22 protein-coding genes, 1 tRNA gene and 1 pseudogene are annotated in these 23,868 nt (G+C 63.0%); 16 read left to right on the top strand and 8 right to left on the bottom strand.

The features are described from left to right. Positions 1–20 precede the first annotated feature (20 nt). Both AC1Z3V_RS30850 and AC1Z3V_RS30845 read left to right on the top strand, forming a co-directional pair. Positions 21–1,224: pseudogene (locus AC1Z3V_RS30850) on the top strand (pyridoxal phosphate-dependent aminotransferase). 255 nt (positions 1,225–1,479) lie between these two features. Continuing rightward, positions 1,480–2,367 carry a LysR substrate-binding domain-containing protein gene (locus tag AC1Z3V_RS30845; protein WP_483504185.1) on the top strand — a complete coding sequence of 296 codons (888 nt, stop codon included), beginning with the start codon at positions 1,480–1,482 and terminating at the stop codon, positions 2,365–2,367. A 30-nt stretch (positions 2,368–2,397) separates the two neighbouring features. Here the strand turns inward: AC1Z3V_RS30845 and AC1Z3V_RS30840 are convergent, their stop codons facing one another. Continuing rightward, positions 2,398–3,036, bottom strand: coding sequence for a glutathione S-transferase family protein (locus AC1Z3V_RS30840; RefSeq protein ID WP_483503803.1), 639 nt, complete (start codon positions 3,034–3,036; stop codon positions 2,398–2,400). Positions 3,037–3,171: 135 nt separating this feature from the next. After that, on the bottom strand, positions 3,172–4,377 hold the full coding sequence (gene carA / locus AC1Z3V_RS30835) for a glutamine-hydrolyzing carbamoyl-phosphate synthase small subunit (protein ID WP_429815987.1): 1,206 nt from the start codon (positions 4,375–4,377) through the stop codon (positions 3,172–3,174). Between the two features lie 327 nt (positions 4,378–4,704). Between carA and AC1Z3V_RS30830 the strand changes: the two genes are divergently transcribed. Both AC1Z3V_RS30830 and dnaG read left to right on the top strand, forming a co-directional pair. Beyond that, positions 4,705–5,154 carry a GatB/YqeY domain-containing protein gene (locus tag AC1Z3V_RS30830; protein WP_429815984.1) on the top strand — a complete coding sequence of 150 codons (450 nt, stop codon included), beginning with the start codon at positions 4,705–4,707 and terminating at the stop codon, positions 5,152–5,154. Between the two features lie 336 nt (positions 5,155–5,490). Continuing rightward, the gene (dnaG, locus tag AC1Z3V_RS30825) at positions 5,491–7,503 is read left to right on the top strand and encodes a DNA primase (protein ID WP_429815981.1); all 2,013 of its coding nucleotides are present in this window, start codon (positions 5,491–5,493) and stop codon (positions 7,501–7,503) included. A 55-nt stretch (positions 7,504–7,558) separates the two neighbouring features. On the opposite strand, the gene AC1Z3V_RS30820 is transcribed toward dnaG, so the two are convergent. Next, positions 7,559–8,398: a glycosyl transferase gene (locus AC1Z3V_RS30820; RefSeq protein WP_483503801.1), complete on the bottom strand. Its 840-nt coding sequence runs from the start codon at positions 8,396–8,398 to the stop codon at positions 7,559–7,561. Positions 8,399–8,600: 202 nt separating this feature from the next. On the opposite strand from AC1Z3V_RS30820, the gene recQ reads away from it, so the two are divergent. After that, the gene (recQ, locus tag AC1Z3V_RS30815) at positions 8,601–10,478 is read left to right on the top strand and encodes a DNA helicase RecQ (protein WP_483503799.1); all 1,878 of its coding nucleotides are present in this window, start codon (positions 8,601–8,603) and stop codon (positions 10,476–10,478) included. 214 nt (positions 10,479–10,692) lie between these two features. Here the strand turns inward: recQ and AC1Z3V_RS30810 are convergent, their stop codons facing one another. Then, on the bottom strand, positions 10,693–10,983 hold the full coding sequence (locus AC1Z3V_RS30810) for a GIY-YIG nuclease family protein (protein WP_483503797.1): 291 nt from the start codon (positions 10,981–10,983) through the stop codon (positions 10,693–10,695). Positions 10,984–11,313: 330 nt separating this feature from the next. Between AC1Z3V_RS30810 and AC1Z3V_RS30805 the strand changes: the two genes are divergently transcribed. Continuing rightward, positions 11,314–12,501 carry a glycine C-acetyltransferase gene (locus AC1Z3V_RS30805; protein WP_483503795.1) on the top strand — a complete coding sequence of 396 codons (1,188 nt, stop codon included), beginning with the start codon at positions 11,314–11,316 and terminating at the stop codon, positions 12,499–12,501. 11 nt (positions 12,502–12,512) lie between these two features. Beyond that, on the top strand, positions 12,513–13,547 hold the full coding sequence (tdh, locus tag AC1Z3V_RS30800) for an L-threonine 3-dehydrogenase (RefSeq protein ID WP_483503794.1): 1,035 nt from the start codon (positions 12,513–12,515) through the stop codon (positions 13,545–13,547). 36 nt (positions 13,548–13,583) lie between these two features. On the opposite strand, the gene AC1Z3V_RS30795 is transcribed toward tdh, so the two are convergent. Beyond that, complete coding sequence (locus AC1Z3V_RS30795) at positions 13,584–14,042, bottom strand: GyrI-like domain-containing protein (RefSeq protein WP_483503792.1); 459 nt, start codon at positions 14,040–14,042, stop codon at positions 13,584–13,586. A gap of 681 nt (positions 14,043–14,723) precedes the next feature. Between AC1Z3V_RS30795 and rpoD the strand changes: the two genes are divergently transcribed. Next, positions 14,724–16,781 (top strand): RNA polymerase sigma factor RpoD, encoded by a 2,058-nt coding sequence (gene rpoD, locus AC1Z3V_RS30790; RefSeq protein WP_429806327.1) that lies wholly within the window; start codon positions 14,724–14,726, stop codon positions 16,779–16,781. 234 nt (positions 16,782–17,015) lie between these two features. Further along, on the top strand, positions 17,016–17,309 hold the full coding sequence (locus AC1Z3V_RS30785; RefSeq protein WP_429806328.1) for a GYD domain-containing protein: 294 nt from the start codon (positions 17,016–17,018) through the stop codon (positions 17,307–17,309). Positions 17,310–17,336: 27 nt separating this feature from the next. Here AC1Z3V_RS30785 and AC1Z3V_RS30780 read toward each other — a convergent pair whose 3' ends face one another. Beyond that, entirely contained in the window at positions 17,337–18,152 is an 816-nt protein-coding gene (locus AC1Z3V_RS30780; protein ID WP_483503789.1) for a DUF2066 domain-containing protein, read from the bottom strand. Between the two features lie 87 nt (positions 18,153–18,239). On the opposite strand from AC1Z3V_RS30780, the gene AC1Z3V_RS30775 reads away from it, so the two are divergent. Then, entirely contained in the window at positions 18,240–18,809 is a 570-nt protein-coding gene (locus tag AC1Z3V_RS30775; protein WP_483503788.1) for a transglycosylase SLT domain-containing protein, read from the top strand. Between the two features lie 49 nt (positions 18,810–18,858). Here the strand turns inward: AC1Z3V_RS30775 and AC1Z3V_RS30770 are convergent, their stop codons facing one another. Further along, complete coding sequence (locus AC1Z3V_RS30770) at positions 18,859–19,311, bottom strand: VOC family protein (RefSeq protein ID WP_483503786.1); 453 nt, start codon at positions 19,309–19,311, stop codon at positions 18,859–18,861. 151 nt (positions 19,312–19,462) lie between these two features. On the opposite strand from AC1Z3V_RS30770, the gene AC1Z3V_RS30765 reads away from it, so the two are divergent. From AC1Z3V_RS30765 to AC1Z3V_RS30745, 5 genes are all read left to right on the top strand, one after another. Then, a complete protein-coding gene (locus tag AC1Z3V_RS30765; RefSeq protein WP_483503785.1) occupies positions 19,463–19,816 on the top strand; it encodes a DUF1428 domain-containing protein in 354 nt (117 codons plus the stop codon). Between the two features lie 221 nt (positions 19,817–20,037). Continuing rightward, a complete protein-coding gene (locus AC1Z3V_RS30760; RefSeq protein ID WP_483503783.1) occupies positions 20,038–20,460 on the top strand; it encodes a secondary thiamine-phosphate synthase enzyme YjbQ in 423 nt (140 codons plus the stop codon). A 107-nt stretch (positions 20,461–20,567) separates the two neighbouring features. Next, a complete protein-coding gene (locus AC1Z3V_RS30755; protein ID WP_483503782.1) occupies positions 20,568–20,972 on the top strand; it encodes a ketosteroid isomerase-related protein in 405 nt (134 codons plus the stop codon). A gap of 114 nt (positions 20,973–21,086) precedes the next feature. After that, positions 21,087–21,392 carry a hypothetical protein gene (locus AC1Z3V_RS30750; RefSeq protein WP_483503780.1) on the top strand — a complete coding sequence of 102 codons (306 nt, stop codon included), beginning with the start codon at positions 21,087–21,089 and terminating at the stop codon, positions 21,390–21,392. 364 nt (positions 21,393–21,756) lie between these two features. Beyond that, on the top strand, positions 21,757–22,143 hold the full coding sequence (locus AC1Z3V_RS30745) for a hypothetical protein (protein ID WP_429806344.1): 387 nt from the start codon (positions 21,757–21,759) through the stop codon (positions 22,141–22,143). Between the two features lie 623 nt (positions 22,144–22,766). Here AC1Z3V_RS30745 and AC1Z3V_RS30740 read toward each other — a convergent pair. Further along, a complete protein-coding gene (locus tag AC1Z3V_RS30740; RefSeq protein ID WP_483503778.1) occupies positions 22,767–23,507 on the bottom strand; it encodes an SIMPL domain-containing protein in 741 nt (246 codons plus the stop codon). Between the two features lie 257 nt (positions 23,508–23,764). Between AC1Z3V_RS30740 and AC1Z3V_RS30735 the strand changes: the two genes are divergently transcribed. Beyond that, positions 23,765–23,840: transfer RNA gene (locus AC1Z3V_RS30735), tRNA-Ile, on the top strand. Positions 23,841–23,868: the final 28 nt, after the last annotated feature.

Here is a 23,868-nt window from a genome sequence, read left to right as displayed (position 1 = left end):
AACGATCAGGACCTTCACCCATGGCCTTCCTTGCCGATGCCCTTTCCCGTGTAAAGCCTTCCGCCACCATCGCCGTTTCGCAGAAAGCCCGTGAGCTGAAAGCGAAAGGCCGCGATGTGATCGGCCTTGGCGCCGGGGAGCCGGACTTCGATACGCCCGACAATATCAAGAAGGCTGCGATCGACGCGATCAACCGCGGCGAGACGAAGTACACGCCGGTCTCCGGCATTCCGGAACTGCGCGAAGCCATCGCCAAGAAGTTCAAGCGCGAGAACAACCTCGACTACACGGCGGCCCAGACAATCGTCGGCACCGGGGGAAAGCAGAATTCTTTTCAACGCCTTCATGGCGACGCTGAACGCGGGCGATGAAGTTGTCATCCCGGCACCCTACTGGGTTTCCTATCCGGAAATGGTGGCGCTGTGCGGCGGCACGCCGGTCTTCGTCTCGACCAAGCAGGAAAACAACTTCAAGCTCAAGGCCGAGGACCTCGAAAAGGCGATTACGCCGAAGACCAAGTGGTTCATCTTCAACTCGCCGTCCAACCCGTCGGGCGCTGCCTACAGCCATGCCGAGCTCAAGGCGCTGACCGACGTGCTGATGAAACATCCGCATGTCTGGGTGCTCACCGACGACATGTACGAGCACCTGACCTATGGCGACTTCAAGTTCGCGACCCCGGTCGAAGTGGAGCCCGGCCTCTATGACCGCACGCTCACCATGAACGGCGTTTCCAAGGCTTACGCCATGACCGGCTGGCGCATCGGCTACGCTGCTGGCCCGCTGCAGCTCATCAAGGCCATGGACATGATCCAGGGCCAGCAGACCTCGGGCGCCACCTCGATCGCGCAGTGGGCTGCCGTCGAGGCGCTGAACGGTACGCAGGACTTCATCCCCGCGAACAAGAAGATCTTCGAAGGCCGCCGCGATCTCGTGGTGTCGATGCTGAACCAGGCCAAGGGCATCTCGTGCCCGACGCCGGAAGGCGCCTTCTACGTCTACCCGTCCTGCGCCGGCCTGATCGGCAAGACCGCGCCGTCGGGCAAGGTCATCGAGACGGACGAAGACTTCGTCTCCGAACTGCTGGAAGCCGAAGGCGTGGCCGTCGTGCATGGTTCGGCCTTCGGTCTCGGCCCGAACTTCCGCATCTCCTACGCGACCTCGGAAGCGCAGCTTGAGGAAGCCTGCCGCCGCATCCAGCGTTTTTGCGCTGCCTGCAAGTAAGCTCGGCCGACGCCGAGACAAACAGTGGGCCTGCCGTCTCCGGCGGGCCCTTTTTCGTTCGTGCTTTGATAGAAGGCGCGAGCAATCCGATTCAAATCGGCCGGCCAAGCCGCTGAAAACAGAATCATTTCTTCCGCCGGATCTTCTTTCAAAGATCGCCCCGATCCAATGTCCGGCAAGTTTCGTGGACGACGTTGCGGATCTCGCACCGTCGTGGATATATCGTCCACGCCTATGGACAGGAGGCGAGCCATGATGCGCAATCTCAACGACTTCATCATCTTCGCCCATGTCGTCGACCACAAGGGCTTTGCGCCGGCGGCGCGTGGACTCAACGTGCCGAAGTCGACGCTCAGCAAGCGCGTGGCGGAGCTCGAAAGGACGCTCGGCGTCCGGCTTATCAACCGCACGTCCAGGCGCTTTACCGTGACCGAGATCGGCGAGGACTTCTATCGCCACGCGGCCGCGATGCTGATCGAGGCGGAAGCCGCGGAGGCGGTCGTCAAGGGCAGGCTTGCGGAGCCGAGCGGCACCGTGCGCGTCACGGCCTCGGTGCCGACGGCGCAGATGACGCTGGCCGGGCTGCTGCCGCAACTGGCACTGGCCTATCCCAAGATGCGGGTGGTGCTGCACGCGACCGACCGCTTCGTCGACCTCATCCAGGAAGGCTTCGATATTGCCGTGCGCGATCATTTCGCGCCCTTGCCCGATTCCGGTCTCGTCCAGCGGCGGGTGGCAACGGAGGTCATCTGGCTGGTTGCCGCGCCCGACTATCTCGCCCGGCGCGGCACACCACTCCAGCCCGGCGATCTCAATGACCATGATGGCCTGCTGACGTCGCTCGCAAGCGACGGCTGGACGCTTCACAATCGAGACGGCGTTGCTGCCTCCGTGCGCCCCGAGCCGCGTTTTGTCGCCGACGAGACCCGCGTTCTCCTCGAGGCGGCGCTTGTCGGCCTCGGCATCACCGCCCTGCCGCGCAAACTGTGCCGCGCCGAAATCGACAATGGCAGCCTCGTGCGGGTGCTGCCCGATTGGCAGGCGGGGCTGGTGACGACGACGCTCTTGATGCCGCACCGGCGCGGCCAGCTTCCCTCGGTCCGCACGGTCGTCGATTTCATCGCCGAGCGCCTCGGCGAGTGATTCCCGTCCAGGAAACGCCTGACCGAACCGTCAGGCCGTGGGGCGCGTGGCCAGCACGCTCTGCCGTTCGGATATTCGGGACCACCAATCCACCAGATTGGGATGGTCCTTGATGAGCGTCTGGCCCTCCGGGGTCAGGAGGAAATAGGCGAACACGGAAGCCGTATGCAGATCGGCCAAGGTCAGGCGATCACCCGTAAGCCAAGGTGCGTCCTGCATGAGGTCGCTCAATGCCTTGAGCAGGGTGGCGGCCTTCGGGAGGTTCTCTCTGACGCGCGCTTCGTCGGTCAGGTCGCCTTCAGCGGGTTTCGATATCCGTTCGACGTAGATGCCCCACACCATGACCGGGTAGCCATAGGCGTCCATCATGCTGATGATCTGGTTGCCGCGGGCCCTTTGCCGCAAATCCGTAGCCTGGAGCGCCGGCCCCTCGAAGGCTTCGTCGACGTAGCGAATGATCGCGCCCGTCTCATAGAGCCTGAAGCCGTCATGTTCGAAGGCAGGAATGCGACCGAACGGCTGCCGTTCAAGATAGTCGCGTGGAGGACCGCCCTCGGCAAAGACGTCGACGGGCACCAGCCGATAGCCGACGCCCTTTTCCTCGAGCGTCAGGCGAACGGTTCTGACATAGACGCTGTAGTCGGCGCCGAACACAACGGGATTGGCCATGACCTGCTCCCTTCCAGCAATGGTTCTGTGGTACGCGCTGGTATGTCGGACATAAAAAACCCCTCCCGGCAAGTGCCAAGAGGGGTTTGATTCTGTGGCGGCAGGGACGCGGCCCTATCGCTTTGTCGGGTTCCGTCAGCGCTCGGCAAGTGCCGGTTCGCCCTTCTTCTCGCGCACCAGGTTCATGAAGCGGCGGAAGAGATAGTGGCTGTCCTGCGGGCCGGGCGAGGCTTCCGGGTGATGCTGGACGGAGAAGACCGGCTTGCCGGCGACGCGCAGGCCGCAATTCGTGCCGTCGAAGAGCGAAATGTGAGTCTCTTCAACGCCTTCCGGCAGCGACTTCGAATCCACCGCGAAGCCGTGGTTCATCGAGACGATCTCGACCTTGCCTGTCGTGTGGTCCTTGACCGGATGGTTGGCGCCGTGGTGGCCCTGGTGCATCTTTTCGGTCTTGCCGCCGAGGGCGAGCGCCAGCATCTGGTGGCCGAGGCAGATGCCGAAGACCGGAATGTCGGTCTTCAACAGGTCCTGGATGACCGGCACGGCGTATTCGCCGGTTGCCGCCGGGTCGCCCGGGCCGTTGGAAAGGAAGATGCCGTCCGGCTTCTGCGCCAGCACGTCATTGGCGCTGGTCGAGGCCGGCATGACGGTGACGCGGGCGTCGAGGCCGGCGAAGAGGCGCAGGATGTTCCGCTTCACGCCGTAGTCGAGCGCGACGATGTGGTAGGCCGCATCGGTTTCGCCGAGTGTCGAATAGCCTTCGTTCCAGACCCAGGGCTTCTCGTCCCAACGCGAGGACTGGCCCGAGGTTGCGACCTTGGCGAGGTCGAGGCCTTCGAGGCCGCTCCAGGCCTTGGCTTCGGCCTTCAGCGTTTCGATGTCGAAGACACCTGCGGGGTCGTGGGCGATGACGGCGTTCGGCATGCCGTTCTCGCGGATCCAGGCGGTGAGCGCGCGGGTGTCGATGCCGCAGAGGCCGATGATGCCGCGCGCCTTCAGCCAGGCGTCGAGATGCTTGGCGGCGCGGTAGTTGGACGGCTCGGTGATATCGGCCTTGAAGATGACGCCGACCGCGCCATGACGGGCTGCCGGCGTCAGGTCCTCGATATCCTCGTCATTGGCGCCGATGTTGCCGATATGCGGGAAGGTGAAGGTGACGATCTGGCCGAGATAGGAAGGGTCCGTCAGGATTTCCTGGTAGCCGGTCAGTGCGGTGTTGAAGCAGACTTCCGCCTGCACCTTGCCGGTCGCGCCGATGCCCTTGCCTTCGATCACGGTGCCGTCGGCCAGAACGAGCAGTGCGGTTGGTTTTTCAGTGGTCCATGCGGGTGTCGCGGTCATCGTTCCTATCCCGTTGCGGCGTGAAGCGCGGGACTTGAAAGCCCGGCGGTCGATCGCCATTTCATGTGCTCAGGCATGGACGCGCGGAAACCCCGCGGAAAGTGCTCTCATGCCGATGTTGTGCAGGTGCGGGAAAATACCCAAAGCGCTTATCCGGGTCAACCGGCCGCTGTGAATTGTCAGGAAATAAAATTCCTTATAATTCAAGCGGTTGCGTATTCCGTTTGATTGCGCCTGTCACACTGGTTTAAGACGACGACAACAATGATGGTTTCGAACCGGTTCCGGGCAGAGCACCGCGGGCCGGTTTCGACATGGAGTATGAACATGCGCGACCAGTTCGCTGACGCACTGAAGGAAGCCCTGAAAGCCAAGGACGCACGGCGTACCTCGACCGTCCGGCTGATCCAGGCGGCGATCAAGGACCGGGACATCGCCAATCGCGGCCAGGGCAAGGACCCGGTCAGCGATGACGAAATCCTGCAGATCCTCGCCAAGATGATCAAGCAGCGCGAGGAGTCGGCCCGCATCTACGACGAGGGCGGCCGGCCGGAGCTTGCCGAGCAGGAGCGCCAGGAAATCGGCATCATCAACCAGTTCCTTCCGGCCCAATTGTCGGAAGAGGAGGTTCGCGAGCTTTGCACCGCGGTCATCCAGGAAACCGGGGCGCAGGGCCTGCGTGATATGGGCAAGTGCATGAACGTGCTCAAGGAGCGCTATCCCGGCCAGATGGACTTCGCCAAGGCTTCCGGCCTGGTGAAGGAACTGCTGAAGTAATCCTACAGCGCTGCACGTCTTATCAGACGCGCAAAGGTCGCTGTAGCACTTTGAATTGCTGCATGTCTTTGTCCTTTAACCGGCTACGATTAAAGGAAACATGCAGCAGGCCCGTCTCGAAAGAGGCGGGCACGCTTTCTCGCCGTCGTCGGCGATCGCTTGATCTGTGAATTGCGTGAAAGGCGGGTGGAAGCGATGGCTTCCTCGCGTCATGCTGCTTATATGGGCGATCGCGCGTGGGCGAGCGTAGGATGCCTTGTCTGCGACCCGTCCGCTTCCGCAATCCATCGCGATGAACCTGGATCGCACCAGGCTCGCTGCGATCCAGAGGTATTGATGCGCTTTTCACAGTCCTTCCTTGACGAGATACGCGATCGCGTGCCGATTTCGGACGTGATCGCCAAGCGCGTCACCTGGGACCGGCGCAAGACCAATGTTTCGCGCGGCGACTATTGGGCCTGCTGCCCTTTTCACGGGGAGAAGTCGCCGAGCTTTCACTGCGAGGACCGCAAGGGCCGCTACCATTGCTTCGGCTGCGGCGTTTCCGGTGATCATTTTCGCTTCCTCACCGATCTCGAAGGCTTGAGCTTCCCGGAAGCCGTGCAGCAGATCGCTGACATGGCGGGCGTTGCCATGCCGCAACCCGACCCGCAGGCCGAACGACGGGAGAAGGAGCGCACCAGCCTTCTCGACGTCATGGAACTGGCGACGCAGTTTTTCGAGGACCAACTCCAGACCGCCAACGGCGCCAAGGCGCGCGCCTATCTGCGCGAGCGCGGGTTGACGGGCCGCACGATCGAGACCTTTCGCCTGGGCTATGCGCCCGACAGCCGCAATGCGCTCAAGGAATTTCTCGCCGGCAAGGGTATCGGCAAGGAGCAGATCGAGGCTTGCGGCCTCGTGGTGCACGGACCTGACGTGCCCGTTTCCTACGATCGTTTCCGCGACCGCATCATGTTTCCGATCCTGTCGTCCCGCGAGAAGGTCATCGCCTTCGGCGGCCGCGCCATGTCGCCGGATGCGCCGGCGAAATATTTGAACTCGAACGAGACCGAGCTCTTCCACAAGGGCAATGTGCTCTACAATTTCGCCCGCGCCCGCCGCGCGGCGCAAGGCGCTTCCCGCGTGGGCGATGCCGGGCCGGACGACGCTGCCGGAACGATCATCGCGGTCGAAGGCTATATGGACGTGATCGCCCTGCATCAGGCGGGCGTCGAGAACGCGGTCGCGCCGCTCGGCACTGCCTTGACCGAAAACCAGCTCGACCTGCTCTGGAAGATGACGTCGCAGCCGGTGCTCTGCTTCGACGGCGATGGCGCCGGCATCCGCGCCGCCAACCGCGGTGTCGACCTGGCTCTGCCGCATCTGAAGCCCGGCCGCTCGGTGCGTTTCGCCATGCTGCCCGATGGCAAGGACCCGGACGATCTGGTGCGCCATGAGGGCCGCGCGCCCTTCGACAAGGTGCTCGCCAATGCACGGTCCCTTGCCGACATGGTCTGGCAGCGCGAGATCCAGGGCGGATCTTTCGACACGCCGGAAAAACGCGCTGAGCTCGAAGCGCGGTTGAAGCAGGTGACTGCCGTCATCGCCGACGAAAGCGTGCGCCGCCACTATGGCCAGGACATGCGGGACCGTCTGAACGCCTTCCTGCAATCGTCAGGGGCGGGGCGGGGCGAGCGGCGTCCCTTCGAACGTGGCGGCCGCCAAGGTGGCGGACCGCGTGGCGCCGGCGGGGCGAGGGGGCCGAATGCGGCCGGACCCACGGCGATTTCCGATCGGCTGGCGCGGTCTTCGCTCGTCAGCGGGCAGCAGATTGCGCCGTTGCTGCGCGAAAGCGTGCTGGCACTCACCATCGTCAACCACCCGCAACTGCTGTTCGACGAGTATGACGAGATCTCGACGATCGAGTTCGACCATCGCGATCTGCAGCGCTGCTGGGCGGCGGTGCTGAATGCTGCCGCCGCGCACGGGCCGCGCCTGACGCGCGAAGGCCTGATCGAGCAATTGGAGGCGGAAGGCTTTGGTCCGCTGATCGGCGCGATAGACCAGCAGATCCGCTATGCGCGGCTCTGGACCGCGACGACGGCGGCCGCACCCGAGGATGCCCGCGAAGGCTACCTGCAGGCGCTGGCCTTGCACCAGCGGTCCAAGGCGCTGCACTGGCAGCGACGTGAACTCGAGCGCGAGCTTGCGCATGCGACCGAGGAGGGCGACCTCGAGGCGGTGCCGCAACTGCTGCGCACGCTTCAGGAAGTGCAGCTCGAAGTGACGCGACTTGAAAACCAGGAAGCGATCATCGAAGGTTTCGGGGTGCTTTCCGGCCGCGTGAAGGGGCCGGCGGCACGCTAACCCAAAAAGCTGCGCCGCCCCGCCAAAGCCCGATCCGTTCTTAACGGAATGCCGACTATTCGCGCCAATGTTCGGCTACCCAGGGAGCAGGGCGGATATAGTGGCGCAGGTAGCGGAACGGGTTCTTCTCGCGGCGGTCGCCGTTGAACAGGCGGCGAATATGTCCAAGCGGCGTGTCGACGCGGCCGCGATAGCCATATTGCCCATCGATCGCATGTTGCGGCAGCAGGCTGCGCGGGAAAAGCACCACGCGCGCATCGGACGGAAGGCGCGGCGCGAAGAAGTAATTGAGCGGGAAGGTCCAATGACAGTCCTGCCGAAAATGCAGGACCCAGCGCCTAGGGAAAAGCTTCACGCCCCCGGGCGCATTGCGTGTGACGAAACGCTGCTCGAAGCGGTATTCGTCGGCAATCGCCTGCGGATTGGCGCCAAATTTCTGCTGCAGGGGCACGAGTTTGCCCACCGGGAAGCGGAACAGCGAGGTCTGCCCGAGGCGCTCGAAGGGTGTCGTCTGGTTTCTGGCGAGAATCACGTCATCGGGTTCGCCGAGCTCGAAGAAGGAATCGAGCGATCCGACAATGACGAGGTCGAGGTCGAGAAAGAGAACCTGGCCCTTGAGATTGCCGAGCTTCGGCCCCCAGAGCCGCGACTTCTGCCAGATGCCCGGCGTGTTCGTGGGCATGTCCGCGATGTTGAGCGGCGGCAGGTCCTCGCAGAGAATTTCCGGGCGCAACCCTTCGAAACTGTCGGTGAAACAGGTGAAGGTGAAGGGCGGGGTGATGTTGCGCGCCACCATGGCATAAAGCCGGTTGATGAACGGAGCGCCGTACTTCGTACCCCAGTTGATGCAGATGATCTGCTTGACGCCGCCGCTCGCCGCTAAAATGTTCGCCATGATGACTTCCTGATTTTTGCGAGCCACTAAAGTACTGGTGCGTTGTCAAGGTCAAGCTGGCAAAAGGCTCAATCCCCCACCTTGGAAAGCTTGCTGATCGCGCGGGATTATTGCGGCGTTCTCTTCATTTGCCCTGACGGCTATGGCATTGCGGTCGCATCTTGCGATGATTGCAGGCAGTGATTCCCGTGAAGGAGACGTGATGGAGTTTGTCGAAAGGGCGAAGCGCGCCGCAAGCGCTGCCAGCCATCTCTTCGACGACGCCGGCCCGGCGCCGCTCGATGTGCTGAAGCGCGTCTATGGTTATTCCGCCTTTCGCGGCAAACAGCAGGAAGTGGTCGAGCATGTGACCGGCGGCGGCGATGCCGTCGTTCTCTTTCCGACCGGAGCCGGAAAATCGCTCTGCTTCCAGATCCCGGCGCTCTGCCGTCCTGGGCTCGGCATCGTCGTCTCGCCTTTGATTGCGCTGATGCGCGATCAGGTGGAGGCGCTGAGGCAGCTCGGCGTCAATGCCGCGGCCCTCAACTCATCGCTGACCCGCGAGGAAGCGATCGCCGTGCGGCGGCAGATCTATGACGGCACGCTCGACCTTCTCTATGTGACGCCGGAGCGGATCGTCACCGACGGCTTCGCCGATCTCCTCGGCGATGCCCGTATCGCGCTGTTCGCCATCGACGAGGCCCATTGCGTTTCGCAATGGGGCCATGATTTTCGCCCGGAATACCGCGCGCTCGGGTTGCTGGCGGAGCGTTATCCTAGCGTGCCGCGCATCGCCCTGACGGCGACTGCCGATCCGCACACGCGGGACGACATTGTCGAACGGCTGGCGCTGACCAACGCCAAGGTCTTCACCACCAGTTTCGACCGGCCGAACATCGCCTATGAAATCGTCGAGCGCGACCAGCCGCGCCAGCAATTGCTGCGCTTCCTTTCGCGCTTCAAGGGCTCCTCCGGCATCGTCTACTGCCTGTCGCGGGCGAAGGTCGAGGATACGGCCGAGTGGCTGAACGCGCAGGGTATCCGGGCGCTGCCCTATCATGCCGGCATGGACCGGACGCTCAGGGACAAGCACCAGGACGCGTTTCTGAAAGAGGAGAGCCTCTGCCTTGTCGCGACCGTCGCCTTCGGCATGGGCATCGACAAGCCCGACGTGCGCTATGTCGCCCATCTCGACCTGCCGGGATCGGTGGAGGCCTATTACCAGGAGACCGGGCGCGCCGGCCGCGACGGCCAGCCGTCGGAGGTCTGGATGGCCTATGGCATGGCCGATGTATTGCAACGCCGCCGGATGATCGACGAGGGCGGGGCGGCAGACGAGATCAAGCGCATCGAGCGCAGCAAGCTCAATGCGCTGCTCGCGATCTGCGAGACGGCCGGCTGCCGCCGCCAGGCGATCCTCGCGCATTTCGGCGAAGCTCATCCCGGACGCTGCGGCCATTGCGACACTTGCCTGAAGCCGGTCGAGACCTGGGACGGAACGGAAGCCGCGATCAAGGCGCTGGCGGCGGTCTATCGCACCGGCGAGCGCTTCGGCACCGGCCATGTGATCGATGTGCTGATGGGGACGGTCAACGAGAAGACCGAGCGCTTCGGCCATGTCGATATGCCGGTCTTCGGCGCCGGCAAGGATCTTCCCGCCCGCACCTGGCAATCGGTCTTCCGGCAGTTGCTGGCGACCGGGCTGATCAGCGTCGATCACACGGCCTTCGGTGCGATGAAGCTGGAACCGGAGGCGCGCGCCGTCTTCAAGCGCGAGCGTCAGGTGTTTTTCCGCAAGGACCGTCCGACCTCCGGCAAGGCCGCGCGGGGCGCAAAGTCGGGCTCGCAGCGCGAGCGCGCCGATCTCGCCGGCTCCGATCTCGAACTGTTCGAACTGCTGCGCGCCGAGCGCTTCTCGATCGCCAAGGACCTGAACGTCCCACCCTATGTCGTCTTCCCCGACGCGACGCTCATCGCGCTCGCCAAGGAGCGCCCGCGGGATTTCGACGAACTGCTCGACATCCCCGGCATCGGCGAAAGCAAGCGCGAACGCTACGGCGAAGCGTTCCTCGCGGTCATCGACGGCTATCTCGACGGGTGAGGGCAGTCGCGTTCACGATCGTCCCGTCGCGCGGCTTCCGGATCGCAAGCGGTTGAAGCGACTGCGGTTTCGTATTTAATGGTCTCTCGCGCCGCCGACGCGACGCGGCTGGATTCCTGTGACAAGCACAGGAATGAGGGAGGAGGGGATCAGCGAACGCGTGCGACCACTCACAAGAGGGCCGCGCCGTCTGCGCCGCAGATCGAGAGAAGACTTACAACGCGTGGAGATAGTGCGAAATGTCCAGCCATTCCGGATTGGTCGCTTCGATCAGATTCACTTTCCATTTGCGCGGCCACTTTTTCATTGTCTTTTCGCGCGTGATTGCCGTCGTCAGCAGATCGAACTCTTCAAACCAGACAAGGGTTTTCACACCGTATTTGGATGTAAACCCCGGCGTAAGCTCGTTTTGATGCTCGTATAGCCGGCTCAGAAGATTCCGCGTTACGCCTATGTAGAGCGTGCCGTTTCGCTTTGATGCAAGGATGTAGACGTAACCCTTCATCTCGCAAAGATTGTCAATCTCCGCAAACGGTTCAAGCGAAAGTTGGCAACTCTAGGGAGGGCTCAAACTCCGCCCTCATTCCTGTGCTTGTCACAGGAATCCAGCAGCGCCGCGTCGGCGGCGCGAGGGAAGCAGACATGGCTGTCGCCATCGGAAAGAAAGCGTCGCTTGCTTCAATGCTTGCGACACAATATGTCCGCCTCGCCATGCCGTCGTGAAATGCCCTTTCGTTTTCGCGCTCGATCCCTAAGAGCGTGGGATTTTGCTGCAAGTCACCAGCCGTCATGGTACTCGTCAGGCACGCGATGTTCTTTTACAGCGAGAGCGGCCATGACTTCAGCCTTTCTGTCTCATCTTCGTTTAGAACTCGAGGGCCTGAAGACGGCCGGGCTTTACAAGTCCGAGCGCGTCATCACCTCGAAGCAGGCGGGCGAGATCGCGGTCGCCTCGGGCGACCGCGTGCTCAACTTCTGCGCCAACAACTATCTCGGCCTGGCCGACAACGAGGCGCTCGCCGCGGCCGGCAAGACGGCGCTCGACCGCTACGGCTACGGCATGGCGTCGGTGCGCTTCATCTGCGGCACCCAGGAGGAGCATAAGCAGCTCGAGGCACGCATCTCCTCCTTCCTCGGCATGGAAGACACGATCCTCTATTCCTCCTGCTTCGATGCCAATGGCGGCCTGTTCGAGACGCTGCTTGGCGAAGAGGACGCGATCATCTCCGACGCGCTCAACCATGCCTCGATCATCGACGGCGTGCGCCTCTCCAAGGCCAAGCGCTTCCGCTATGCCAACAACGACATGGCGGCGCTCGAGGAGGAACTGAAGAAGGCCGACGGCAGCCGTTTCAAGCTGATTGCCACCGACGGCGTGTTCTCGATGGACGGCATCATCGCCAATCTCAAAGGGGTCTGCGACCTCGCCGACAAATACGGCGCCATGGTCATGGTCGACGACAGCCACGCGGTCGGTTTCGTCGGCAGGAATGGCCGCGGCTCGGCCGAGCATTGCGGCGTCGAGGGCCGCATCGACATCATCACCGGCACGCTCGGCAAGGCGCTCGGCGGCGCCTCCGGCGGCTATACCGCGGCCAAGGCCGAAGTGGTCGAGTGGCTCAGGCAGCGTTCGCGCCCCTATCTGTTCTCCAACACGCTGGCGCCGGTGATCGCGGCGGCCTCGCTCAAGGTCTTCGACCTGATCGAAAACGGCGACGCACTGCGCGCGCGGCTCTATGCCAACGCGGCGCTGTTCCGCACCGAGATGTCGAAGCTCGGCTTCACGCTTGCCGGCGAGGGGCATCCGATCATCCCGGTCATGCTCGGCGATGCGGCGCTCGCCCAGGAGATGGCGGCCCGCATGCTGCAGAAGGGCGTCTATGTCATCGGCTTCTCCTTCCCGGTGGTGCCGAAGGGGCAGGCGCGCATCCGCACGCAGATGTCGGCGGCGCACAGCGACAACGACGTGCGCCGGGCAATCGCCGCCTTCGAAGAGGTCGGCCGTGCGCTCGGGGTGATCTGAAGGAGGGACCGATGACGAAGATGATGAAGGCGCTGGTCAAGTCGAAGCCGGAAGAGGGGCTGTGGATGGAGCGCGTGCCGGTGCCGGAGATCGGCCCGAACGACGTCTTGATCAAGGTCAAGAAATCGGCGATCTGCGGCACCGACGTGCACATCTGGAACTGGGACCAGTGGGCGCAGAAGACGATACCGGTGCCGATGGTGGTCGGCCATGAGTTCATGGGCGAGATCGCCGCGGTCGGCTCGGCCGTCACCAAGTACCATGTCGGCGAACGGGTGTCGGGCGAGGGGCATATCGTCTGCGGCAAGTGCCGCAACTGCCGCGCCGGCCGCGGGCATCTGTGCCGCAACACGCTTGGCGTCGGCGTCAACCGGCCGGGCTCGTTCGGCGAGTTCGTCTGCCTGCCGGAATACAACGTCGTGCCGATCCCGGACGACGTGCCCGATGAGATCGCCGCGATCTTCGATCCGTTCGGCAATGCAGTGCACACGGCGCTGTCCTTCGATCTCGTCGGCGAGGACGTGCTCGTCACCGGCGCCGGGCCGATCGGCATCATGGGAGCGCTGGTCGCCAAGCGCTCCGGCGCCCGCAAGGTGGTCATCACCGACATCAACCCGACGCGGCTGGCGCTCGCGAAAAGCGTCGGCATCGACCATGTCGTCGACGCCTCGAAGGAAAACCTTGCCGACGTGATGAAGGCGATCGGCATGACCGAGGGGTTCGACGTCGGGCTGGAGATGTCCGGGGCGGCCCCGGCCTTCCGCGACATGATCGACAAGATGAACAATGGCGGCAAGATCGCCATCCTCGGCATCGCGCCGGCCGGCTTCGAGATCGACTGGAACAAGGTGATCTTCAAGATGCTGAACCTCAAGGGCATCTACGGCCGCGAGATGTTCGAGACCTGGTACAAGATGATCGCCTTCGTGCAAGGCGGCCTCGACCCGTCTCCGGTCATCACCCACCGCATCACGATCGACGAATTCCGCGACGGTTTCGAGGCCATGCGCTCCGGCAACTCCGGCAAGGTCGTCATGGACTGGTGAGCCTTATGGGCCGTCGTGCACGTGATGCGCGGCGGCTCAGTTGGCGAGGCCGAACTGGATCTCGATCTCGTGGTAGCGGGCGCCTTGGCCCGCCCAGCGATGATAGATCTCGCGGCTCTCGCCGGAGAAATTGTGCCTGCTCATCTCGATCTCCTCGACGAGCGGCGCGTAGCCCTGGGTGAAAAGGCTGCGCATCGGCCCCTGATGCAGGGCGGACGCGACCATGATCGACTCGAGATCGATCAGCTCGAGCTTGCCGCGATAGTCGTCGCCGCCCGTGACCGGGCGGCAGATGCGCCAGTCGAACCGGCTCTTGGCGTTTTTCGGCAGGTTCTGCGCGATGAAGATCCAGGGCCCGGCGGGCGTCATTCCGGTGCGCTCAATCTCCGCTTCGATGATAGGCGCCAGTGCGGCGCTTTCGCTTTTGACGTCGGGAATGGTGAGGCGCCGCGCGATCGATAGCACGCGCATGGCGTCGGTTTCCTTGATGAGCATCTGAGCCTCCATAAATCGGCGGCGAAGGTCGTCTGCGATCGGGTCGGGCGCAAGCAAGAATTCGGAATAAACTTGCGAACTTTCGGCAGAAGAGGGTCGTTCGGGAAATTGTTTTGCGTGCGCGTCGCCACCCCGCCCCTCGCTTGCCTGGAGGCGCTGCCTGCCGGAATTCGATCTGGAGGCGGCCAAGGTCGTCAAATGCGGCGGCCGCTCGGTTGGGTGGCAGAGGGAAGATGAAGCCCTGGTTGCGGGTGCGGATATGGCACAACGGGACCTTGCCGATTAAATTCCCGGTACCCTTGTCTTTTGGCGGGCAGCGCCTACATCTTCAGCGGAAGCTGATAAACCCCAAAAAGCGATAGGAACGGCGATTTTTGCCGAATCAGCCGGTTTTTCAGCGGAAATGCTTGACGGGATCGAAAATTATGGGAATCACCATTTCCGAATAAGAAATGGCGAAGTGACACGGCGGTTAGGGAATCATGCCAGAGGCGTTTCAGTGGCAGGACTGTCGGAGCTTGCCCGCTTGCCACGATCGCACTCGTGGTTAAACAGGAATTAAACATCATCCCGTTACGTCAGGGGAAATGATTCGGTGGCGGGTACGCGGCGTGCCCGAACCTTCGAGCGGCATTGGCACCGGACTTAACGCCGGTTGCGACAAGGAAAGCGACGAACTAAATGGCAACCAAAGTCAAAGAAAACGAAGAAGCTGACGTAGAACGCGAAGGTGCTCCGGACGGTCCGCTTCTCGATCTTTCCGACGACGCTGTCAAGAAGATGATCAAGGCCGCCAAGAAGCGCGGCTACGTGACGATGGACGAGTTGAACTCCGTCCTTCCGTCCGAGGAAGTCACCTCCGAACAGATCGAAGACACGATGGCGATGCTGTCCGACATGGGCATCAACGTGATCGAGGACGAGGAAGCCGAAGAGGCGGCCGGTGGCGGTGACGACGAGGCCGGCGATGACGACGGCGACAGCGAAGGCGGCGAACTCGCGCCTTCCGGCGGCACGGCGCTCGCGACCAGCAAGAAGAAGGAACCGACCGATCGTACCGACGATCCGGTCCGCATGTACCTGCGCGAAATGGGCTCGGTCGAACTCCTGTCCCGCGAAGGCGAAATCGCGATTGCCAAGCGCATCGAGGCTGGCCGCGAAACGATGATCGCCGGTCTCTGCGAGAGCCCGCTGACCTTCCAGGCGCTGATCATCTGGCGCGACGAACTGAACGAAGGCCAGACGCTGCTGCGCGAGATCATCGATCTCGAAACCACCTATTCCGGTCCCGAGGCCAAGGCTGCACCGCAGTTCCAGAGCCCGGAAAAGATCGAGGCCGACCGCAAGGCTGCCGAGGAAAAGGAAAAGACCCGCAAGGTGCGCACGGCCGCCAACGACGACGACATCACCAATGTCGGCGGCGATGCCATGCCGGTCGAGGAGGAAGAGGAAGACGACGACGAGTCGAACCTCTCGCTCGCCGCCATGGAAGCGGAACTGCGCCCGCAGGTCATGGAAACGCTCGACATCATCGCCGAGACCTACAAGAAGCTGCGCAAGCTGCAGGATCAGCAGGTGGAAGCCCGTCTTGCTGCCACCGGCACGCTTTCGCCCGCCCAGGAGCGCCGCTACAAGGAGCTCAAGGACGAGCTGATCAAGGCGGTCAAGTCGCTGTCGCTCAACCAGAACCGCGTCGACAGCCTGGTCGAGCAACTCTACGACATCTCCAAGCGGCTGATGCAGAACGAAGGCCGCCTGCTGCGGCTTGCCGAATCCTATGGCGTCAAGCGCGACTCGTTCCTGGAGCAGTATTCGGGCGCCGAACTCGACCCGAACTGGATGAAGTCGATCAGCAACCTCGCCGGCAAGGGCTGGAAGGAATTCGCCAAGAGCGAAAACCAGACGATTCGCGACATTCGCCAGGAGATCCAGAATCTCGCCACCGAAACCGGCATCTCGATTGCCGAGTTCCGCCGCATCGTCTCCATGGTGCAGAAGGGCGAGCGCGAAGCGCGCATCGCCAAGAAGGAAATGGTCGAAGCGAACCTGCGCCTCGTCATCTCCATCGCCAAGAAGTACACCAACCGCGGCCTGCAGTTCCTCGATCTGATCCAGGAAGGCAATATCGGCCTGATGAAGGCGGTCGACAAGTTCGAATACCGCCGCGGCTACAAGTTCTCGACCTACGCCACCTGGTGGATCCGTCAGGCGATCACCCGGTCGATCGCCGACCAGGCCCGCACGATCCGTATTCCGGTGCACATGATCGAGACGATCAACAAGATCGTCCGTACCTCGCGCCAGATGCTGCACGAGATCGGCCGCGAGCCGACGCCGGAAGAACTGGCCGAAAAGCTCGCCATGCCGCTCGAAAAGGTGCGCAAGGTCCTGAAGATCGCCAAGGAGCCGATCTCGCTCGAAACACCTGTTGGTGACGAAGAGGATTCGCACCTCGGCGATTTCATCGAGGACAAGAACGCGCTGCTGCCGATCGACGCTGCCATCCAGGCGAACCTGCGCGAGACGACGACCCGCGTTCTCGCCTCGCTGACGCCGCGCGAAGAGCGCGTGCTGCGCATGCGCTTCGGCATCGGCATGAACACCGACCACACGCTCGAAGAGGTTGGCCAGCAGTTCTCGGTCACCCGCGAACGTATCCGCCAGATCGAAGCGAAGGCGCTTCGGAAGCTCAAGCATCCGAGCCGCTCCAGGAAGCTCAGAAGCTTCCTCGACAGCTAAGCAAGCTGCGCTTGTTCCGCGCTAAAGTCGGGCAACATTGAAAATCAGAAAGGCCGGGCCATGTGTCCGGCTTTTTCGTTTCTGCCTCACCCCGTTTCTGCCTAACCCATGTGATTTATTGTGAGGCTCTGCGCCCAGGAGTATATTCGCGCTTTCGGAGCAATTGGGGCGCCTCGTCTAAGACGCGGGAGCAATCGCACCGCGGGCGTGAAGCGTGCCCCGTGGAGGTGTAGGATGACCACTTATGTCATGCTCCTCAACTGGACCGAGCAGGGTATCAAGAATGTGCGCGAGTCTCCGAAGCGGCTCGACGCGGCAAGACAGGTGCTCGGTGAGATGGGCGGCTCCTTCAAGCATTTCTTCCTGACCATGGGTGACTACGACATGGTGGCCGTCGTGGAGGCGCCGGATGACGCGGTCGCCGCGCGCTTCGCGCTGACGCTCGGCATGGCCGGCAATGTGCGCTCGACCACGCTCAAGGCATTTCCCGAGGCGGCCTATCGCGAACTGATTGCCTCGCTTGGATAAGCTGAAGGGCAGCGACAGCGGAACTGCTCAGGGCGACCCGTTTCCGGAGAGGATGCGGGCCGCACCGCCTAGCGCGTTGCGAAAAGCGTCGTCGAAGCTGACGCCGCTGATCTGCCACGCGTGACTTTTGCCGTTCGACGCCATCCGCCAGTTGGCGATCCAGCCGCGGGCTTGATCGGACCAGACCAGTGTGCCGGCAAGCGTCACATCCCTCTTGCCGAGCACCGCGAGCCTGGCGAATTTTTCCGGGTTCGCTTGCGATATCGATGCAAAGTCCAGCGCTCCACCGGCGACGGCCGCCCTGTCCGGCAGGATGACGGAAAGCGCCAGCGGTGCCGCGGCCGCGCGGAGCGAGTCGGCCATATAGGGGCTCTCGTCGCCGTCGCGCGCCAGAACGAAACGGCGTCTCTGATCCTTAACCGCCAGCAACACGGCGATCACCGGGCGAGGTTCAAGCCATGGCTTTCGGCCGAGCTTTGCAAGAAGCGGGTCGAGCGTCGCCGGCTCGTAGCGGCAGGTGAGATCATGCGGGCGGTCGTGAGTGCCCTGTTCGTCATGGATCGGAACGCCTTCGAGCCGGTCGCGGTAGGAAAAGGACGAGACGAAGCTGCCGGCTTCCGCCTCGAGCGCGGCGAAGCCGGGCGCGTCGAGGATCGTCGGATCACCCGACAGCTTGACCAAAACTTCACTCAGGCACGCGCGAAAGCCGATCTGCCGGTTGACCTCGCCGGTGCCGGTGACAATGGCATCGCTTAGATAAAGCCGACCGATGTCGGCGGCATTTACCGCACCGCCAAGGCTCACGGCAAACAGCATCGGCAGCAGCACTTGTGACATCGTCATGCCGTTCTCCCGATCGTTTGTCTTTGAATCAAAAGAGATCCTTAACGTTTACACTTTATCAATCTCTCGGAAACCCGAGGTTCTACGATGCGTTGTGTTTTTGTCGTCGTCCTCCTGTTGCTGGCCGGCTGCGGAACGGTGCCGAGAGACACCCGGAATGCCTGCGCGGTTTTCGAGCAGCGAGATGGCCTATTCAACAATTGGCGCCGTGCCGCCTACAGCGCCGAGCGCGAATATGGCGTGCCCGTGCCGATCCTGATGGCGACGATCTATACCGAGTCCGGCTTCCGCCATAATGCGCGGCCGCCGCGCACCAAGCTTTTCGGCTTCATTCCCTGGACCCGTGTTTCGACCGCCTACGGCTACTCCCAGGCGCTTGATGGCACCTGGGCGCGCTACCAGAGCGAGACCGGCCGCTGGGCGGCGCGACGCTCGGACTTCGGCGACGCCATCCGCTTCATCGCCTGGTACCATCGCGAAAGCGCACAGCAGAACGGCATCGCGCTCAACGACGCCTACCGGCTCTATATCGCCTATTACCACGGCCACGCCGGCTACGCCCGCGGCAACTGGAGCGAGACGGCCAAGACCGGAGCGAAACGGGCGGCCGGCATGGCCTCGGTCTATAGCCAGCAACTGCGCGGCTGCGGCAGCTGACGAGCTCCACGGACCGAGCACCTGTTGCACCGCGCGGGTGGGAATGGCGCTAACCCGCCGCTGCCCGCTCGAGCTCGGCGACATCGATCTTGACCATGCCCATCATCGCCTGCTGGGCGCGGGCAGCGCGTGCCGGATCGGGATCGCTGAGGTGCCGCATCAGCGCGTCGGGAATGATCTGCCAGGCAAGGCCGAACTTGTCCTTGAGCCAGCCGCAACGTTGCGGCGTGCCGCCTTCGAGCAATCGGTTCCAACAATAGTCGACCTCCGTCTGGTCGGCGCAGCGCACGAAAAACGATACCGCCTCGCTGAACTTGAAATGCGGGCCGCCGTTCAAGCCCATGAAATGCTGGCCCTCGAGTTCGAAGCTCGCGGTGAAGGCCTTGCCATCGGGGCCCTTGTTGATGTCGGTGACGCGGGCGTCGCGAAAGATGGAGGTGTAGAAGCCGATGGCTTCCTCCAGTTGGTCGTCGAACCAGAGAAAGGGCGTGATCTTCTGCATGGATTTGTCTCCCGTGGTGATTGATACCAACGAGGACGAACGGGCGACGCCCGTTCCGACAGGCGCTGCCTGAAAAAAATCCAAGGGGGTGTCGGAACCTTTGCGCCCCAAACGTCCTATGCTGGTCGAAAGAACCAAGGAGGATTTCTCAATGACCTATGTCGATGGTTTTGTTGTTGCCGTGCCGAAGGCGAATATCGAGGCGTACAAGGCGATGGCCAAGGCGGCGGGCGACGTCTGGATGGAATATGGCGCGCTCTCCTACAACGAATGCCTGGCAGACGACGTGCCCTATGGCGAGGTGACGTCCTTCCCCCGCGCGGTGCAGGCCAAGGACGACGAGACCGTGGTCTTCTCGTGGATCGCCTACAAGTCCCGCGCCGACCGCGACACGATCGTCGCCAAGGTGATGGCCGACCCGCGGCTGCAGGGCGATGCCTGGAAGGAAGTCTTCGACGGCAAGCGCATGATTTACGGCGGCTTCCAGACCTTTCTCGAGATGTAGCCGGCGCACGGCGCTTTTCTTGCGACGGACTGCCTTGGACCGGGAACGGTCCGGGGATAGAAGCGTTGGGCAAATCAACGTGTTGCACCTGCCTACTGCATGGGCCTTGCTGATTAAAGGGACAAAAACATGCAGCACTTCAAAGTGCTACAGCGGCCTTTGCGCGTCTGATAGACACGCGCCGCCGTAGCGGCGGGTGCCGCTTTCGGCCGGAGATCGATATGCCGCAGACGAGCATCACCATTTCCACGCGCGGCCAGGGGCTCTACGAATTCACCGACGAGGCGGCCGCCTTCGTGCGGGCCAACACGGACGGCGAGGGGCTTTTGACCGTTTTCGTCCGGCACACGTCCTGCTCGCTTCTCATCCAGGAAAACGCCGACCCGGATGTGAGGCGCGACCTCGACACCTTCTTCCGCCGCCTGGTGCCGCCGTCCTCCGATCCCTCGATGAGCTGGGTCGTGCACACACAGGAGGGGCCGGATGACATGCCGGCGCATATCAAGGCGGCGCTGACGTCGGTTTCGCTCGGCATTCCCGTTGCCCGTGGCCGCATGGCGCTCGGCACCTGGCAGGGGATCTATCTCTTCGAACATCGCGACCGGCCGCACCGCCGCGAGGTCGTGCTGCACCTTGGCGCCTGACCGCCGTCCGATCGATGCAACACGGCGCAATTGACCGCAGCGGGATCCGTTCTAGTTAGAGCTTTGAGATCAGCGGGGCTCCCGCGCGGCGCCGGAGAGGAGCAGCAATGACGGATGCACAGACCATTGCCAATCGCTTCATCGAAGCGCTGAACCAGCGTGATTTCGAGGCGCTGGCGCGGCTCGTCCATGAGGATGTCGAGCTTGATTCGATGACCGGCCAGCGCACCGTCGGCGCCGGGCCCTTGCGCGCCTGGCTGATGAACTATCTGCGCCGTTTCGACGAGCAGTTCGGCGATGTCGTGCTGATGCGCGACGCCTTCGGCCAGCGCGTGGCGGCGGACCTGACGGCGCGTGGCACCTACCGCGAGACGATGGAGGGCTTCCCGGCCGCATCAGGCCAGGGCTATTCCATTCCGAGCGTGCTCGTCTTCGAGATCGAGGACGGCGTCATTACCCGCCTCAGCCACTATCGCAACATCCGCGTCTTCGAGCGCCTGCTCGCCGGCTGACCTTCCGGCGGATAAGCGGGAGGACAGGGGCCGGCGATGACAGCGCCCTGCGACCCGCCTATCGTATGCCGGTTGCAGCCGGGTTCTTGTTTCGCGTTGATCGGGAGATGATGCATGAAAGCCATGCTTCGCAATTCGGTTCTGGGCGTTGCGCTCGCCGTGACGAGTTTCGTGACCCTGCCGGCGGAGGCTGCGGCCCCGATGCCGGTGCCGATGGTCGACCGTACGGATGTCGATCTCGTCCGCCACCGCGGCTACTGTTCGTCACGCGAGGCGTTGCGCAAGGCCTGGCGTCTCGGCTTTCACCGCGCCCGCGTCGAGCGCGTCACGCATTCGCGCGTCGTCGTCGTCGGCTGGCGCCGCGGTTTCCTGAGCCGGGTCGTTTTCGCCAACGCCTATGGCTGTCCGCGGATCGGCTGATCGCGCGCTTGGGGCCAGCAAATCCCGGGTGGTTTTCGGGCGCGGCCGGCGACGGCCGCGCTCGATCTGTCAAACAGGGGAAGCGTCGGCGAGACGAATGTCCGGCAGTGTCCAATACGGCGTGTCGGTGCCTCCGACTTTAGAAATTCAGTTTTATCAAAGTGTTACAGCGATCCCGCTTTGCTCGGTCCAACCCGCCGCGGCGCCGAATCTCGCCGGCTGGAGCGTCGGGAATCACGCGCCGGCTATCTGAACCTTCCATGAACACCAGGTTCCGCTGTCGTTCAGCTTGGACCACCTATCCTCTGCTCAATCGCTTGGGACGGTGATTGCCCATTGAACCCTTCAAGCCCGGAGAGATGTCATGAAGAACCGCTTTTTTAACGCTGCTGCCGCCGCCGTCATCGGATTGACCGGCCTGCTTGGCGCAGCCTCCACCGCCTCGGCGGACTCGATCGAATTCGGCTTCGGCCCGGCTGACGGCATCGACGTGCAGTACCGCGACTATAACGGCGGCTATGGCGACGAGCGTGATTGGAACCGTGGCCGCGACCGCCACTGGGATCGTGGTCGCCGCGGCCGCTGCGCGCCGTGGATCGCCGTCGACAAGGCACGCGACCACGGCCTGCGTCGCGCCTATGTCGCCGACGTTACGCCGCGCCGTGTCGTCGTCGAGGGGCGCCGCCACGGCTACCGCCAGACGATCGTCTTCGCCAATGCCCGCGGCTGCCCGACGATCGGCCGCTGGTAAGCTCCGATCCTGAGATCTTCCCGCCTTGTCTCCCCCGGCCGGCGGAAGAATGGCCCCTCATGCTTCGGCATGGGGGGCTTTTTCGTTTGTGAGGAATCGGATCGTGCCCGCAACGTGCACTCCGAGACGGTCCCCGGCGCCGTTTGTCTCGGGGAAGGCTTCTGCTCACGGGCATCCCTGGGTTCGACCTCAGAACCTGTGTCGACAGCGGCCGGAATCTGGATCCTGGCCTCACGTGGTCGGTCCGGGGGGACGCCTGACAGGTGTTCGGGGAAATAGCGGACATACCATAAGCTAGATTTGATCTGAGGAGATCGGTCGATGCCCTGGCGAGCGGTCTCGGCGATGGAAGAGCATCGGGCCGCCGCAGCCGTGGCAGCCGCCGGCTTCGCAGCTTCCACCAGGGTTTGTGGACCGACACCTACGGCGCCGCGCGTCTTATCAGACACGCAAAGGTCGCTGTAGCACATTGATCTGCTACATGTCTTCGTCCTTAAATCGAGGTCGATTCAAGGAGACATGCAGGAAGCCTGCCGCCCAAAACCATCGCCCCCGGCGCCGATCTCCGGCGCCAGGGGCGAGAAGGGTGAGAGCCCGCACGGGTCGCGGCAGGCTTACAAGTCTTACTGCTTGATTTCGAAGGTCACGTTGACCATCACGTTGTAGCTGTTCTCGCCGGTTGCAACCGGCACGGCGTCGGCGGCATATTCCTTGGCCATGCCGGCGCGCATCATCGGGACCGGCTCGGGACGGTAACCCTGTTCGCTGATGTCGACGACCTTGCCGAGCGAAACGCCGGCGGCTTCGGCGAGAACCTTCGCCTTGACGATGGCATCGGCAACGGCGGCCTTGCGCGCCTCCGTGATGATGGGTTCCGGCTTGTCGTTGGTGAACTGGATGCCGCCGCCCTGGTTGACGCCGAGCGTCACCGACTTGTCGACGATTTCGCCGAGCTTGGTGAGATCGCGCACGCGCACGCTGACGCCGTTTATCACCTGGTAGCCGATCAGCTCCGGCGGGCGATTGCCGCCGTCATTGTTGGTCGGGTAGTTGTATTGCGGGTTCACCGAAAAGCCGCTCGTCTGTAGGTCGCGATCGGCAATGCCGTCGGCCCTCAACGCCTTCAGCACCTCGGCCATGGTCTTGTTGTTGGCGTCGAGCGCTTCGCGGGCGGTCTTGGCGTCCTTGACGACGCTGAGTTGCAGGACCGCCATGTCGGGCGCGGCCGTCGCGCGGCCTTCGCCGGCAACGACGATGGTTGCCTTGTCCTTGTCCGACTCCTCAGCCTGAGCGGCGGCCACGCCGGCAAAAGCGGCGGCGAAGGCGGCGATCGAAAGCGTGCGGGCAGTGCGTGTGGAAATCATGGTCTATGTCTCTCCGGTTGTTCCGTCCCTGCGCCTTCATGCTTAGCGATTGTGTGAGCATTGCGGCAATGGCTTGTCCGCAAAAAGGTTTTCCGCTAGAGCCTTTGCCATCCGCGAACTGCCATTGGTTCGCGAAGCTGGATCGCTGCAGCGCCACACGTTTTATCTGAGACGGGAGCGGTCGCTGCAGCACTTAGAGTTGCTGCATGTCTTACCCTTGGATCGTTACGATCTGAGGAAACCTGCAGATCCAGAGTGGGCCTGTAGCTCAATGGTTAGAGCCGGCGGCTCATAACCGCTTGGTTGGGGGTTCGAGTCCCTCCGGGCCCACCATTTTTGTCCGTCACCACATCGTCGACCG

It is taken from the genome of Ensifer sp. 38_S197 (genome assembly GCF_056924495.1).
Note: the sequence above shows the minus strand (reverse complement) of the source record. Positions and strands in the feature narration are given on the sequence as shown.

Bases quoted from the DNA above. Each gene is read 5' to 3' on its own strand.
- AC1Z3V_RS30820 (WP_483503801.1), bottom strand. From the start codon at position 8,398: ATGGCGAACATTTTAGCGGCGAGCGGCGGCGTCAAGCAGATCATCTGC.
- AC1Z3V_RS30845 (WP_483504185.1), top strand. From the start codon at position 1,480: ATGCGCAATCTCAACGACTTCATCATCTTCGCCCATGTCGTCGACCAC.
- AC1Z3V_RS30840 (WP_483503803.1), bottom strand. From the start codon at position 3,036: ATGGCCAATCCCGTTGTGTTCGGCGCCGACTACAGCGTCTATGTCAGA.
- recQ (WP_483503799.1), top strand. From the start codon at position 8,601: ATGGAGTTTGTCGAAAGGGCGAAGCGCGCCGCAAGCGCTGCCAGCCAT.
- AC1Z3V_RS30770 (WP_483503786.1), bottom strand. From the start codon at position 19,311: ATGCAGAAGATCACGCCCTTTCTCTGGTTCGACGACCAACTGGAGGAA.
- carA (WP_429815987.1), bottom strand. From the start codon at position 4,377: ATGACCGCGACACCCGCATGGACCACTGAAAAACCAACCGCACTGCTC.
- dnaG (WP_429815981.1), top strand. From the start codon at position 5,491: ATGCGCTTTTCACAGTCCTTCCTTGACGAGATACGCGATCGCGTGCCG.
- AC1Z3V_RS30765 (WP_483503785.1), top strand. From the start codon at position 19,463: ATGACCTATGTCGATGGTTTTGTTGTTGCCGTGCCGAAGGCGAATATC.
- AC1Z3V_RS30805 (WP_483503795.1), top strand. From the start codon at position 11,314: ATGACTTCAGCCTTTCTGTCTCATCTTCGTTTAGAACTCGAGGGCCTG.
- rpoD (WP_429806327.1), top strand. From the start codon at position 14,724: ATGGCAACCAAAGTCAAAGAAAACGAAGAAGCTGACGTAGAACGCGAA.
- AC1Z3V_RS30745 (WP_429806344.1), top strand. From the start codon at position 21,757: ATGAAGAACCGCTTTTTTAACGCTGCTGCCGCCGCCGTCATCGGATTG.
- tdh (WP_483503794.1), top strand. From the start codon at position 12,513: ATGACGAAGATGATGAAGGCGCTGGTCAAGTCGAAGCCGGAAGAGGGG.
- AC1Z3V_RS30760 (WP_483503783.1), top strand. From the start codon at position 20,038: ATGCCGCAGACGAGCATCACCATTTCCACGCGCGGCCAGGGGCTCTAC.
- AC1Z3V_RS30830 (WP_429815984.1), top strand. From the start codon at position 4,705: ATGCGCGACCAGTTCGCTGACGCACTGAAGGAAGCCCTGAAAGCCAAG.
- AC1Z3V_RS30755 (WP_483503782.1), top strand. From the start codon at position 20,568: ATGACGGATGCACAGACCATTGCCAATCGCTTCATCGAAGCGCTGAAC.
- AC1Z3V_RS30785 (WP_429806328.1), top strand. From the start codon at position 17,016: ATGACCACTTATGTCATGCTCCTCAACTGGACCGAGCAGGGTATCAAG.
- AC1Z3V_RS30750 (WP_483503780.1), top strand. From the start codon at position 21,087: ATGAAAGCCATGCTTCGCAATTCGGTTCTGGGCGTTGCGCTCGCCGTG.
- AC1Z3V_RS30780 (WP_483503789.1), bottom strand. From the start codon at position 18,152: ATGACGATGTCACAAGTGCTGCTGCCGATGCTGTTTGCCGTGAGCCTT.
- AC1Z3V_RS30740 (WP_483503778.1), bottom strand. From the start codon at position 23,507: ATGATTTCCACACGCACTGCCCGCACGCTTTCGATCGCCGCCTTCGCC.
- AC1Z3V_RS30795 (WP_483503792.1), bottom strand. From the start codon at position 14,042: ATGCTCATCAAGGAAACCGACGCCATGCGCGTGCTATCGATCGCGCGG.
- AC1Z3V_RS30810 (WP_483503797.1), bottom strand. From the start codon at position 10,983: ATGAAGGGTTACGTCTACATCCTTGCATCAAAGCGAAACGGCACGCTC.
- AC1Z3V_RS30775 (WP_483503788.1), top strand. From the start codon at position 18,240: ATGCGTTGTGTTTTTGTCGTCGTCCTCCTGTTGCTGGCCGGCTGCGGA.